We start from the raw sequence: 12,399 nt of genomic DNA on the forward strand, positions 1-12,399 counted from the left end.
GGGTGCCGCCCGCCGCCTGCTCCGCGCTCATATGCCGGCCGCCTTGCGCTCTTCGAGCATCTGCTCGCGCTGCTCCTCCAGATGCCAGGGCATCGTCTCGAACACGTCCTCGAACATCGGATCGAAGGACTGCTTGAGCCCGTCGTGGAGGACGCCGTTCTTCTCGGCCTCGCGCTGCGCCGCCTTCACCTGTTCGGCGACCTCGCGGTCCATCGCTGCGTGGCGCTCTTCGTTCCAGATGCCGAGGCCGATGACATGCTTCTTCAGCCGCGCGATCGGATCGCCGAGCGGCCATTTGGTGCCCTCGTCGGCCGAGCGATATTTGGTCGGGTCGTCCGAGGTCGAATGCCCCTCGGCGCGATAGGTGAAATGCTCGATCAGGGTCGGCCCATGGTTGCTGCGCGCGCGGTCCGCCGCCCATTGCGTCGCCGCATAGACCGCCAGCGCGTCATTGCCGTCGACCCGCAGGCCGGCGATGCCATAGCCGATCGCCCGCGCCGCAAAGGTCGTCGCCTCGGCCCCAGCGAAGCCCGAGAAGGACGAGATCGCCCATTGGTTGTTGATGACGTTGAGGATGACCGGCGCGCGGTACACCGCGGCGAAGGTCATCGCCGAATGGAAGTCGCCCTCGGCAGTCGATCCCTCGCCGCACCAGGCCGCCGCGATGCGCGTGTCGCCGCGCGCGGCGCTCGCCATCGCCCAGCCGACCGCCTGCGGATATTGCGTCGTCAGATTGCCGGAGATCGAGAAGAAATTGGCGTCGCGCACCGAATACATGATCGGCATCTGCCGGCCCTTCAGTCGATCGGCACGGTTCGAGTAGATCTGGTTGATCATGTCGACGATCGGCCAGTCCCGCGCGATCAGCAGGCCCTGCTGGCGATAGCTCGGAAAGCACATATCGTCATAGTCGAGCGCATGGGCCGCCGCTATCGAGGTCGCCTCCTCCCCGGTGCACTTCATATAGAAGCTGGTCTTGCCCTGCCGCTGCGCACGGTAGAGCCGCTCGTCGAAGGCGCGGGTCAGCGCCATGTTGCGCAGCATCTTTAGCAGAGTCTCGGGCGACAGGCGCGGGTCCCATGGCCCCTGCGCGGCTCCATCCTCGTCGAGGACGCGGACCATGTCATAGGACAGGTCACGCATGTCGGCGGGTGCGGTGCCGACCTCGGGGCGACGGACGGCGCCCGCGACGGGCATCGGAAAGCTGCTGTAATCGGCCTCGTCCCCAGGTCGGAACGACGGCTCCGGAACGTGCAGCGACAAAGGCGGCAGATTGCGGCCGGTCATGCGCTAACCATCCTCTCATCCATTTCTGTCAGCAATACTGACTGAAATCATCTAATATGATTATGGAATAAAATTACAAGCCCTGTCGAACGCTTCGGCGAACATCCTACAACATGTCAAAGCGCCGGACAGCCTGTCGTTCGGGCGAAGGTCAGTCCCGAACGGGCATCCGGAAGAGGGCTTCGAGCCCGCCGCCCTCGCGATTGGCGAGGACGAGAGTGCCGCCATGCTCCTGCGCTATGGCGCGGGAAATGCTGAGGCCGAGGCCGATTCCGCCGGTCGTTCGGTTGCGCGAGGGCTCGCCGCGCTCGAATGGCCGGAACATCGATTCGAGCGCAGCGGGAGGGAGGCCCGGCCCCCGATCGGCCACGCGAATCTCGGCGACATCGCCATCGCGCCGGACCGACAGTTCGGCGCTGCCGCCATAGACGATCGCATTGTCGACGAGGTTCTGGACGAGTCGTCGCAACGCCATGGGATCGCCAAGCAGGGTGATGGGATCGACCTGCGACAGGCTGACGGCGCGACCGATTTCGCGTTCCGCTTCCACCAGTTCGCGTACCAGCCGGTCGAGCGAGAGGCTGTGCATCTCGGCGATCCCGCCCGTATCCCGCACGAAGGAGATCGTCGCGGCGATCATCGCGCGCATCTGTTCGATGTCGCCCTGGACCTTCTGGCGCATCTCGTCCGGGGCCGCTTCGATCCGGAAGGCGATGCGCGCCAGCGGGGTGCGCAGGTCATGCGCGATCGCGCCGATCATATTGGTCCGCTCGGTCAGATAGGCGGACAGCCGCTCCTGCATCCGGTTGAGCGCATGGGCGGTGACGCGCAATTCGGCCGGGCCTTCCTCGACGATCAGCGGTGCCTGGGGATTGGCGCCCATGCGATCGGCGGCATCGGCGATCCGCCGGATCGGCTTGGCCAGCGCACGGGCGAACAGCCAGGCGAAGGGGATGACCGCGAGCAGGCTCAACCCGAACAGCAGCAGGATGCGCTGCTGCCAGGCCGGGAAGAAGGGTCGGGGTGGCGTTCGGACGACACGCCAGCTACCCGCGTCGGTCCGATAGCCGGCGAGCACGGTGTCGAAGAAGAGCGGTTCGCCGCGCCGCACGATCACGCGCCGTTCCCTCCCCGACCGAAAGGGCATGCCGACGCGCTGGTCCGGGCCGAAATAAAGTCGCACCCGATCGGGCGAAACGCCCAGCCGATCCGCCAGCCGGCGCGAGAAGCGGCGCGATTCGATCATCTCGGGATCGGGGCGCGGCTCTGCCGACTGCTCGCGCGTCGCCAGCAACCGGTCGCGCGGCAGGTCGTCGAGCGGCGACTGTTGGCGCCGGTCGGGGGGCGCCGGGGCTTCATGCCGCGCATCGGGCAGGTCGACCGCCTGCCATATTCGCTCGCGCGGCAGCCGTCGTCCGGCCAGCGCCTCTGCGATGTCGGACAATGAATTGAAATCAGGCCGGGGCGGTGGCGCCACGCTGAACAGGACGATGGTGACGACGAAGACCGCCGCAACGCTGGCGAGCAACAGCAGCAGCGTCTGCCAGAAGATCGACAGTCCAGGGCGCAGCCGCGCCGTCATTCGCCCTCGACCTTGAGGGTAAACATATAGCCTTCGTTACGGATCGTGCGGATCGGATCGTCGGGGCCGAGTTTCTTGCGCAACCGGCTGATCGTGACGTCGATCGCGCGGTCGAACACGTCGCTGTCGAGGCCCTTGCCGGCTTCGATGAGCTTGTCGCGGCTCAGCACACGCTGCGGGCGGTCGAGAAAGGCGGCAAGCACCCGGAATTCGGCGTCGGTGAGCGGCGCCGGCGCCGCGCCGATGCGGCGCACCTCGCGCTGGACGATGTCGAGCGTCCACGCGCCGAAGCGGCGCACAGCGCCCTGGGTGGCGGCGGCTGCCTCCTCGCTCTTGCGGCGCAGCACCGCGCGGATGCGGGCCAGCAGCTCGCGCGGGTTGCAGGGCTTGGCCAGATAATCGTCGGCGCCGACCTCAAGGCCGATGATGCGGTCGGTGTCTTCGCCCATGGCGGACAGCATGATGATGCCGGGGCTTCCCGGCTTGCGCAGGCGACGAAGGATCGACAAGCCATCTTCTCCCGGCATCATGAGGTCGAGAACGATCAGATCGGGGCGCTCGGCCGAGATCAGCGCATCCATTTCCACCCCGTCGGCGGCGCTTTCGACGCGCAGGCCGTTGCCGCGCAGGAAATCGGTCATCAGCGAGCGCAGGTCGGCATCGTCGTCGACGACCAGGATCAGGGGATCGCCGGCACTCATTTGCGTCTTTCTCTCGCTCTATCCTTGACCCGCTCGACGCACTGGGCGTTGGCGACGATCTGGGCCGGGGTTCGGGGCAGGTCGGCAAGCGCCAGATAGCCGCGCCCTTCCTTGTCGACATCGCGGAAGCGCTCGGCTGCAGCGGCGCGATACTCGCGCAGCGAAATGGCACGGTCGAAATCCCGGTCGGACGAGGCAACCGGGTTCGGAACATTGACAAAGGAATAGCGCCCGGCACCTGCGGCACCGCCGAAATCTGGCGGTGTCGGTCGCTTACCGCCGGTCTTCGGGGGCATACCGCCCGGTGGCGGCGAGGGCGGAGCATCGCCCGTTGCTGCGCCGGCACCGGTGCCGCGCGGCTCGCCGCGAAACTGGTAGAGCCGGATTTCGGGGGCGACGTTCAGTTCATAGGCCGTGAGTTCGTCGGGCAGGATCTCGCCACTGCCGTCCTTGTCGAGCGCCGCGAAGAAGCGATCGGCGTCGAGCAGCATCTCCGCCATCGTCAACCGCCCGTCATGATCGCGATCGGCCTGATCGAACCAGCGGCGCATGGGCTGATCCGCATCGTCCTTCGTCCGGAACGGCTCGCCGATCGGGGAGATGAACAGCGGCTGGCGGAACGGCTCCGAGCAGGGCGTGGCCGGCACCTCCTTGCGCGCGGACGCCGTGCCGGAAAGGCCGACGAGCAGCAACAGGGCGAGGACGCGTCTCATTCGTGCCGCAGCGCCTCAATGGGGTTCAGCGAGGCGGCCCGCCGCGCCGGGAAATAGCCGAACACCACGCCGATCAACGCCGAGAAGACGAAGGCGATCAGGTTGATCTGCGCATCGAAGATGAAGGGCACCTTCAGCACCGGGGCAAGCGCCAGCGTCGAAGCGAGCGCGAGCAACAGCCCGAGCAGGCCGCCGAGGCAGGCAAGCGTCACCGCCTCGACAAGGAATTGCAGCAGCACCTCTCGCGCGACCGCTCCGATCGCGAGCCGGATACCGATCTCGCGGGTCCGCTCCGTCACCGACACGAGCATGATGTTCATGATGCCGATCCCGCCGACGAGCAGGCTGACCGCCGCGACCGCGCCGAGCAGGGAGGTCAGGATCTGGGTCGTCCCCTGCAATGTCTCGGAAATCTGGCGCGTGTCGAAGATGTTGAAGTCGTCTTCGGCGGTAGCGTTCAGATGGCGGCGCTGGCGCAGCAGGTCGCGCAGCGACGACTGGATCGCCTGGCTGTCATAATTGGCGTCGACCGACACCATGATCGTCCGCACGTCGCGATTGCCGGTCATCCGCCGCTGCACCGCCTTGTAGGGCATCAGCACGATGTCGTCCTGGTCGTTGCCGAAGCCGCCCTGCCCCTTGGAGGCAAGCGTGCCGATGATCTCGCAGGAGATGTTCTTGATCCGGAAGCGCTTGCCGACCGGATCCTCCTCGCGGAACAGCCGGGTGCGCACCGTATTGCCGATGATGCAGACGGCCTTGCCCGCCTGCTCCTCCGCCTCGCTGAAGATGCGCCCGCCGGTGAAGGTCCAGGGCTGCGCCACGAAATATTCGCGGTTGGTACCGTTGATCGTCGTCGACCAGTTGGCGGCATTGTAGACGGCGGTGCCGCTCGACTGAACCAGCGGGGCGACCGCCGTCACCCCGACGATCTGGGTCCGGATTGCGTCGATGTCCTCGATCTTGAAATCGGGCGGCTGCGGGCCGCCGCCGCCCCGCCCGAAGCCCTGGCCGGGCCGGACCTGCAGCACATTGGCGCCCAGGCTCGAAATCTGCTCCTTGACCGCCGCCGTGGCGCCATTGCCGAGCGTGACCATCGTCACCACCGCCCAGACGCCGATCACGATGCCGAGGATCGTCAGGAAGGAGCGCAGCAGATGGCGCCGGATCTCGCGGACCGCGAGCAGGAAGGTCGTCGCCCACATCAGCAGCGCACTCCCGACGGAAGCTGGACCAGCATCACGCCTTCTCTCCCGCGTCGATCCGCTCGACAAGGCCGTCACGGAAATGGATGATCGTCCGCGCATAGGCCGCCATGTCGGACTCGTGGGTGACCATCAGCACGGTGATGTCGCTGTTGCGGTTGAGGTCGGTCAGCAATTCCATGATTTCGATCGACCGCTCGGTGTCGAGATTGCCGGTCGGCTCGTCAGCCAGAAGCACGTCGGGATGGGTCACGATCGCACGGGCGATCGCGACACGCTGCTGCTGTCCGCCCGACAGTTCGGACGGGGTGTGATCCCACCAGTCGGCGAGGCCCACCTTGTCGAGCGCGGCCATCGCGGCTTCACGACGGGCCGCTTTTTCCTCGCCGCGATAGACCAGCGGAAGCTCGACATTTTCGAGCGCGGAGGTGCGCGCCAGCAGGTTGAACCCCTGGAAGACGAAGCCGAGATAGCGACGACGGAGCAAGGCGCGCTGGTCGCGGTCGAGCCGTTCGACATGATGGCCGCGAAACAGATACTCGCCCTCGGTGGGCACATCGAGGCAGCCGAGGATGTTCATCGTAGTCGACTTGCCCGACCCAGATGGCCCCATGACCGCGACAAAATCGCCCTTGGCGATGTCGATGTCGACACCCTTGAGCGCGGCGAAGGCGGTCGGGCCCTCGCCGAAGATCTTGCGCACTCCGCGCAGCGAGATCAGCGTCTCGCCCGACGCGACGCCTCCGGGCATCAGTTGCGCGACCCGCCCGAGGCCGGACGGCCCGCGCCGCCGGCAAACCGGCCGATCACGACCTGCATGCCGGGCTTCAGGTCGCCGCCGATCACTTCGGCCTGCGAGCCGTTGCTCTCCCCGATCACCACCTCGACGGGCTTCGGCGCGTCGCCGCTTCCGGACACGACATAGACGGTCTGCTTGCTACCACGGCCGATGGTGGCTTCACGAGAGCCACCGCCGCCGCGCCGCATCGGGCGGGGGGCGAGCACGCTCGTCAGCCCGCCGCCGCTCGATGCGCCCGCCTTGGCGTCGGGCGTGAATCGCAGCGCGGCGACCGGGATCAGCAGGGCGCCCTTCTTCTCGCTGGTGACGATGTCGGCGGTCGCGGTCATGCCCGGCCGCAACAGGCCGTTGGCATTATCGACCGTCAGACGCGCGGTGTAGGACACCACGCCGCTGGTCGTGGCCGTGGTCGTGGTGGTCGAGGACGAGCTGGACCCGCTACTGGTCGCATTGGCGCCGACATCGACGCGCTCGATGGTGGCGGGGAAAGTCCGCCCGGGGAAGGCATCGACGGTGAAGCTCGCCTTCTGACCCTTCTTCACCTGGCCGACATCGGCCTCGTCCACCTTCACCTCCAGCCGCATCTGGCGGAGATCCTGGGCAATGGTGAACAGAACCGGGGCATTGAACGACGCGGCGACCGTCTGACCGGGCTCGATCGAGCGCGACAGCACCTGACCATTGACCGGCGAGCGGATATAGGCGCGCGACAGAGCGACCTCGGCCGAAGACAGGCTGGCGCGAGCCTGCTCGACCGATGCACGCGCGGTCGCGATACCAGCCGTGGCGCGGGCCAGATCGGCGCGCGCCACGTCGAGTTCGGTCGCCGAGGGCACCTTGCCGCCCGACAATTTCCAGACCTGCTCCTGCCGTCGCAGCGTCGCACGCGACTGCTGCTCGGTCGCCTCGGCCTGCTGGACGCTCGCCTGGGCGGAGGCGAGCGCCGCGCGCGCCTGCACGACCGCGTCCTCCAGCCGCTGCGGATCGATCTTCGCCAGCAACTGCCCGTTCTTCACGACGTCGTTATTGTCGACATAGACGTCCATGACCGTGCCGGACTGTTCGGATCCGACCTCGACCTGGTTGGTCGGTGCGAGATTTCCCGTTGCCGACACGACCACCGTCAGGTCGCCACGCTCGACCGGCCGCGTCGCATAGGCGACCTTGTCGTCACCGCCGACGAACAGCCGCCACAGGATGATGACGACGACGAGAACGGCGAGGCCGATGCCGATCCGCCGGAACAGGGTCGCCCGCGGCGAGCTCGGCTCGACGCCGAGGAAGTCGTCGAGGTCGTGATCGGTCTTCTTGTCCGAGTCGCTCATCGGTGTGCGGTTCCACTGGAGGCAATGTGGCCGGCCTCATAGGGACCGGGACCGGGAATGGCGGCGTTCTGCCAGCCGCCACCCAGCGCCTTGTAGAGCTGGATCGTCGCGGTGGCGCGGGTCGCGCGGGCGGTGGCCGAGGCGTCCTGGCTGGACAGCAGCGTGCGCTGAGCGTCGAGCAGCGACTGAAAGTCGATCAGGCCCGAGCGATATTGCAGCCGCGCGAGCGAAGCAGCGCTATTGGCGGCTTCGTAACTGACCGAAAGATCGGCCTCGCGCCGTTCGGCGACCTCGCGGCCCTTCAGCGCATTCTCGACTTCCTCCAGCGCGGTCAGCACCGTCTGGCGATAGCTGTCGAAGGCAGCATCGGCCGAGGCGCGCTGGCCGAGGATGGCGGCACGAATCTGTCCGCCCTGGAAGATCGGCGCCGTGATGCCCGCGACCAGACTGCCAAGGCCATCGCTGATCACATTGCCGATCGACGTCGCCGATCCCGAGAAGGACCCGGAGAGCCGCAGCGCCGGATAGAGCTGCGCCTTCTGCACGCCGATCCGCGCGACTTCCGCCGCCAGCGTCCGCTCGGCAACGGCGACGTCGGGGCGACGCTCGACGACCTGTGCGGGAATGGGGGCATCGACGCCGGGGGCCAGCGGTATGGAAGAGGGTGGATCGATCAGCGGGGTGATGCTGCCGGGCGCCTCTCCCAGCAAGACTGCGATCCGGTTGACGGCGGTGTTGTAGTCATTCTCGATGGTCGGGATCGATGCCGCCGTCTGCGCGCGCAACTGGCGGGCCTGCTCGTAATCGAGGCTCGACACCAGCCCGGCCTGCCGCCGCCAGCCGACCAGTTCGAGCGTTTCGTCCTGCGCCGAGAGATTTTCGCGCGCGATCCGGAGCCGGATCTGGGCAAGGCGCGCCTGGACATAGTTGAGGGCGACTTCCGAGGCGACGCTCGCCTGGGTGAAGCGCAGATTGGCCTCGCTCGATTCCGCCGAGGCCCGCGCCGCTTCGATCGATCGACGGATGCCGCCGAAGATGTCGGCCTCCCACGCCACGTCGAAGCCGCCGCGATAGATGGTGGTGTCGCCACCACTGGTCAGGGTCTGGCCGGTCGTCGGATCGATGATCGAGCGGCTGTCGGCGCCGACACTGCGCGTGACAGAACCGCTGACACCTGCTGTGGGAAGTGCCTGCCCCTGCGTGCCGCGCAGTGTCGCCCGCGCCTGACGCAGGCGGGCGGCTGCAACGCCGATGTCGAGATTGGCCGTGAAGGCCCGATTGACCAGCTGCGAGAGGACCGGATCCTCGAAACTGTCCCACCAGCGCGCCAGATCGACCATGTCCTGGTCGGCCGCGATCGCACCGGACGAGCCGAACTGATCCGGGATCTTGAGCGCGGAAACGGCGGGCGGACGATAATCGGGTCCGACGCTGCACGCCGACAGCAGCACCGGCCCGATCAGCAGGGGCAGGCGCAGCGACGACAGGGGACGGGCGCGGTTGATCATGCGGGTGCTTCTACCGGGCATTTTTGACGGGGGATTTCATCGCTGAAATGCGGATGTCGTTTCGCACATAAAGCCTGTTCTCGTGCGATCGGAAACAAGCGGTGGCCGCGATGGTTCCGCTTAAGGAACGAACTGGGGACAGGAAGGTCACGCCTAAGCCTTGCCCAAAAAGCGAAACCCGCGAAAGCGGGAATCCTCGTCCGGTGCCGGGCTTGAGCCCTTTTGCACCCGAACCGGATTCCCGCCCTCGCGGGCCGGGACCGCTACAGGGGGCCGGTCGCCCGACCCCGAAGGTCAGCGAAGGGCCGCGAAAGATGCGGCCTGCTGACCCACCAGCGTCACTTCGACGCGACGATTCTGCTGGCGCCCGGCGACGTCCTTGTTGTCGGCCACCGGTTCGCTCTCGCCATGGCCGATCGCGGTGATGCGATCGCCGGCGATGCCCATCGATGCCAGCGCGGTACGCACCGACTGGGCCCGCGCCTCGGACAGCTGCTGATTATAGGCATCGCTGCCCTGCGAGTCGGTGTGACCGTCGATGCGGACCTTCACATCGGGATTGGCCTGCAGATATTGCGCGAGCGGCTGCAGGCGCTGGGCCGCTCCCGGCTTCAGGTCGGCCTTGCCGGTCTCGAACACAACATCCTGCAGAACCAGCGTTGCACCGAGCTGGGTCTGGCGGAGCTGATACTCCTTCATCTGACCACGCAGGCGTGCAGCCTCGGCCTGGGCAGCGGCCGCGTCGGCCTGCGCGGTGGCAGCGGCCGCCTGAGCCGCCGCGACCTCGGAGGTCGTGCGGGCGGCCGAGTCAGCCTTGGCGACCTCCAGGTCCTTCTTCATCATCGCGATCTTCGCGCGAGTGCGCGCAGTCTCGATCAGCGCGTCGATCTCACCCGCGACCGCCTTGGCCTGTCCGGCCTTGTCATTGTCGAGCTTCTTGTCGAGCTTGGCGATCCGGTCGGTCGCGCGATCGAGATAGGCGCCGCCAAACTCGGCAACGCCCGGCTCGGCACGGGCCACGGCGATCTTCTCGCGATACTGGTCGGTGACGAGCTTGTCGGTCTTGTCGGCCAGGGCCGGGGCGGCGAGACCAGCCAGCGCAGTGGCGCCGGCCAGCGTCAGCATGAACTTGTTCATCATATATCTCCCTGAAAGCGGGTTTAGTTGGCGGCGAGCTTCGCGCGCTCGGTCTCGAGCTGGCGCATCTCGGCGGTCGCGGCCGCGAGATCGGCCAGCGCCTCGGCCTCGTTGGCCAGGGCGCGCGCCGCACGATCCTCGTCCTTCTTGAACTGGACATTGGCTTCGTCGAGCGTCGCCCGGCTGCGGCTGAGCACGTCAGCGGCATTGCCCCCGACGCCCGCCTTGTCGGCGGCATCCAGCTTGGCCCGTGCGGCGGCGATAGCCACGCGCGCATCATCCTCGTCGCCGGCAAAAGCCGCGGTCGGGGTAAATGTTGCCGTCATCGCTGCGGCGGCGACGGCAGTCAGGATCAGCTTCTTCATGCTTCGCTACTCCACTGTAACAACTGGAACCCACAACCCGCGAACGAGGGCCCCGGTTCCGCCCGCCGCGATTGTGGAAGGGACCGGAAAGGCCTATTCTGCGGCGCATAACAGGAGAGGGGCCACGCTATGCGATCGCTTGCCCGCAAAGGATTCCTAGCCGTTACAATCGTTTGCTCCGTGGCTGCCGCAACGGTCGCCCGATCGGCGGAGACCATGCCGGTCGAACATATCCAGGGCGGAAAAGATTTGAGCCAGCGCCTTACCGTCCCGGTGACGATCGGCGGATCCGGCCCCTATGCCTTCGTCGTCGACACGGGAGCCGAGCGCACCGTCCTGTCGCGCGAACTGGCCGACCGGCTGACGCTCGCGCCGTCCGCCAGCGTCACCCTGCTGAGCATCGCCGGCGAGGATCATGTGGACACGGCGGTGGTGCCGGGACTCAGCCTTGTCTCGGCCCGCATCCGCATGGGCCGCTTCGATGCACCGCTGCTGTCGCAGCAGCATCTGGGCGCCGTCGGCATGCTCGGCATCGACAGCCTCCAGACGAAGAAGGTCACTCTCGATTTCCGCGCGATGCGGATGACGATCGCGGACGCTCCGCGCCGTCCCCAGGCGGACAGCGACGAGATCGTCGTCACGGCGCGCCGCCGCCTCGGACAGCTGATATTGGTCGATTCCGAAATCGATGGGCAGAAGGTCAACGTCATCATCGACACGGGAACGGCGGTGTCGATCGGCAATCCCGCCCTCCGCGCGCGGCTCGCGCGGCGGGGCAGGCTGATGCCTCTGGTGCCGATCAGCATCACCAGCGTGACGGGCGCGCAGACGCCGGCGGACTATGGCTCGATCCGGACCATCCGGCTGGGCGGGGTGACGCTCAACAACATGCCGATCGCCTTTGCCGACGCACGCATCTTCCACCGGCTCAGCCTCGACAAGCGGCCCTCACTGCTGCTGGGCATGGATGCGCTCAAGCTGTTCGACCGGGTGTCGATCGACTTCCCCAACCGCAGCGTGCGCTTCGTGATGCCGGGCGACGCCTTCTTCACCCCCGCGCCGCGCCTCGCCGCACTGCTGCCGGGTCAGGGCTGATAGGACAGGGCTGACAGAGCAGAGCCGGCAGGGCGGCACTGGCACGCCTGTCCGAACGAACATACTGGACGCCGACCGGCAAGCGGCTAGTCTGTGGTCTTTCCGAGGAGATATCGATGCGTGCTCTGTTCAAATCGCTGACCGGGCTGGTCGGCCTCGCCCTGACCGTCGCCGTCGCCACACCTGCGACCGCCGCGCTCAAGGTCGGCGCGCAGGCGCCGATGTTCGACACCCGCGCCTCGCTCGGCGGCAAGGATTTCGACTTCACCCTTGCGCAGGCGCTCAAGAAAGGCCCGGTTGTCCTCTATTTCTTCCCCGCCGCCTTCACCTCGGGCTGCACGGTCGAAGCGCATGAGTTCGCCGAGGCAACCGACGACTTCGCCAAGATGGGCGCGACCGTGATCGGCATGGCCGCCGATCCGATCGAGAAGCTCAACAAATTCTCGGTCGAGGAGTGCCGCAACAAGTTTGCCGTGGGCGTGGCCACCAAGCCGATGATCAAGGGCTATGACGTCGCGCTCGAATCCGGCCTGCTGCCCAACATCACCGGCCGCACCAACCGGACTTCCTACGTCATCGCGCCGAACGGCAAGGTGATCTTCACCCATTCGGCGATGGGCGTAGCGGGTCATGTCAGTGGCACGATGGCAGCGGTCAAAGCCTGGAAAGCCAAGCACTGAGA

12 protein-coding genes are annotated in these 12,399 nt (G+C 67.0%); 2 read left to right on the top strand and 10 right to left on the bottom strand.

Annotated features, from left to right (window positions below):
- Positions 1–27: 27 nt before the first annotated feature.
- The 10 genes from ACNI3R_RS03525 to ACNI3R_RS03570 all read right to left on the bottom strand — a co-directional run bounded on the left by ACNI3R_RS03525 (position 28) and on the right by ACNI3R_RS03570 (position 10,622).
- Positions 28–1,287, bottom strand: coding sequence for a 3-methyl-2-oxobutanoate dehydrogenase (2-methylpropanoyl-transferring) subunit alpha (locus ACNI3R_RS03525; protein ID WP_426179932.1), 1,260 nt, complete (start codon positions 1,285–1,287; stop codon positions 28–30).
- Positions 1,288–1,438: 151 nt separating this feature from the next.
- Positions 1,439–2,869, bottom strand: coding sequence for an ATP-binding protein (locus ACNI3R_RS03530; protein WP_426179934.1), 1,431 nt, complete (start codon positions 2,867–2,869; stop codon positions 1,439–1,441).
- Complete coding sequence (locus tag ACNI3R_RS03535; protein ID WP_426179936.1) at positions 2,866–3,570, bottom strand: response regulator; 705 nt, start codon at positions 3,568–3,570, stop codon at positions 2,866–2,868. Before ACNI3R_RS03535 ends, ACNI3R_RS03530 begins: the two co-directional genes overlap by 4 nt.
- Positions 3,567–4,283, bottom strand: a complete 717-nt coding sequence (locus tag ACNI3R_RS03540; RefSeq protein WP_426179938.1) for an EF-hand domain-containing protein — start codon at positions 4,281–4,283, stop codon at positions 3,567–3,569. The genes ACNI3R_RS03535 and ACNI3R_RS03540 overlap by 4 nt, the downstream gene beginning before the upstream one ends.
- Positions 4,280–5,488: an ABC transporter permease gene (locus ACNI3R_RS03545; RefSeq protein WP_426179940.1), complete on the bottom strand. Its 1,209-nt coding sequence runs from the start codon at positions 5,486–5,488 to the stop codon at positions 4,280–4,282. Before ACNI3R_RS03545 ends, ACNI3R_RS03540 begins: the two co-directional genes overlap by 4 nt.
- 34 nt (positions 5,489–5,522) lie before the next feature.
- Positions 5,523–6,239, bottom strand: a complete 717-nt coding sequence (locus tag ACNI3R_RS03550; protein ID WP_426179942.1) for an ABC transporter ATP-binding protein — start codon at positions 6,237–6,239, stop codon at positions 5,523–5,525.
- The gene (locus tag ACNI3R_RS03555; RefSeq protein WP_426179944.1) at positions 6,239–7,612 is read right to left on the bottom strand and encodes an efflux RND transporter periplasmic adaptor subunit; all 1,374 of its coding nucleotides are present in this window, start codon (positions 7,610–7,612) and stop codon (positions 6,239–6,241) included. The genes ACNI3R_RS03550 and ACNI3R_RS03555 overlap by 1 nt, the downstream gene beginning before the upstream one ends.
- Positions 7,609–9,120, bottom strand: coding sequence for an efflux transporter outer membrane subunit (locus ACNI3R_RS03560; RefSeq protein ID WP_426179945.1), 1,512 nt, complete (start codon positions 9,118–9,120; stop codon positions 7,609–7,611). Before ACNI3R_RS03560 ends, ACNI3R_RS03555 begins: the two co-directional genes overlap by 4 nt.
- 294 nt (positions 9,121–9,414) lie before the next feature.
- Positions 9,415–10,260: an OmpA family protein gene (locus ACNI3R_RS03565; RefSeq protein ID WP_426179947.1), complete on the bottom strand. Its 846-nt coding sequence runs from the start codon at positions 10,258–10,260 to the stop codon at positions 9,415–9,417.
- A 20-nt stretch (positions 10,261–10,280) separates the two neighbouring features.
- The gene (locus tag ACNI3R_RS03570; protein WP_426179949.1) at positions 10,281–10,622 is read right to left on the bottom strand and encodes a hypothetical protein; all 342 of its coding nucleotides are present in this window, start codon (positions 10,620–10,622) and stop codon (positions 10,281–10,283) included.
- Between the two features lie 249 nt (positions 10,623–10,871).
- Here ACNI3R_RS03570 and ACNI3R_RS03575 point away from each other — a divergent pair, with 249 nt between their 5' ends.
- Positions 10,872–11,717, top strand: a complete 846-nt coding sequence (locus tag ACNI3R_RS03575; protein WP_426179951.1) for an aspartyl protease family protein — start codon at positions 10,872–10,874, stop codon at positions 11,715–11,717.
- A gap of 116 nt (positions 11,718–11,833) precedes the next feature.
- On the top strand, positions 11,834–12,397 hold the full coding sequence (locus ACNI3R_RS03580) for a peroxiredoxin (protein WP_426179952.1): 564 nt from the start codon (positions 11,834–11,836) through the stop codon (positions 12,395–12,397).
- Positions 12,398–12,399: the final 2 nt, after the last annotated feature.

Origin of the sequence: Rhizorhabdus antheiae, from assembly GCF_049889055.1 — a bacterium.
Classification (GTDB): Bacteria; Pseudomonadota; Alphaproteobacteria; order Sphingomonadales; family Sphingomonadaceae; genus Rhizorhabdus.

Bases quoted from the DNA above. Each gene is read 5' to 3' on its own strand.
- ACNI3R_RS03570 (WP_426179949.1), bottom strand. From the start codon at position 10,622: ATGAAGAAGCTGATCCTGACTGCCGTCGCCGCCGCAGCGATGACGGCA.
- ACNI3R_RS03535 (WP_426179936.1), bottom strand. From the start codon at position 3,570: ATGAGTGCCGGCGATCCCCTGATCCTGGTCGTCGACGACGATGCCGAC.
- ACNI3R_RS03545 (WP_426179940.1), bottom strand. From the start codon at position 5,488: ATGTGGGCGACGACCTTCCTGCTCGCGGTCCGCGAGATCCGGCGCCAT.
- ACNI3R_RS03555 (WP_426179944.1), bottom strand. From the start codon at position 7,612: ATGAGCGACTCGGACAAGAAGACCGATCACGACCTCGACGACTTCCTC.
- ACNI3R_RS03525 (WP_426179932.1), bottom strand. From the start codon at position 1,287: ATGACCGGCCGCAATCTGCCGCCTTTGTCGCTGCACGTTCCGGAGCCG.
- ACNI3R_RS03565 (WP_426179947.1), bottom strand. From the start codon at position 10,260: ATGATGAACAAGTTCATGCTGACGCTGGCCGGCGCCACTGCGCTGGCT.
- ACNI3R_RS03580 (WP_426179952.1), top strand. From the start codon at position 11,834: ATGCGTGCTCTGTTCAAATCGCTGACCGGGCTGGTCGGCCTCGCCCTG.
- ACNI3R_RS03560 (WP_426179945.1), bottom strand. From the start codon at position 9,120: ATGATCAACCGCGCCCGTCCCCTGTCGTCGCTGCGCCTGCCCCTGCTG.
- ACNI3R_RS03540 (WP_426179938.1), bottom strand. From the start codon at position 4,283: ATGAGACGCGTCCTCGCCCTGTTGCTGCTCGTCGGCCTTTCCGGCACG.
- ACNI3R_RS03550 (WP_426179942.1), bottom strand. From the start codon at position 6,239: ATGCCCGGAGGCGTCGCGTCGGGCGAGACGCTGATCTCGCTGCGCGGA.
- ACNI3R_RS03530 (WP_426179934.1), bottom strand. From the start codon at position 2,869: ATGACGGCGCGGCTGCGCCCTGGACTGTCGATCTTCTGGCAGACGCTG.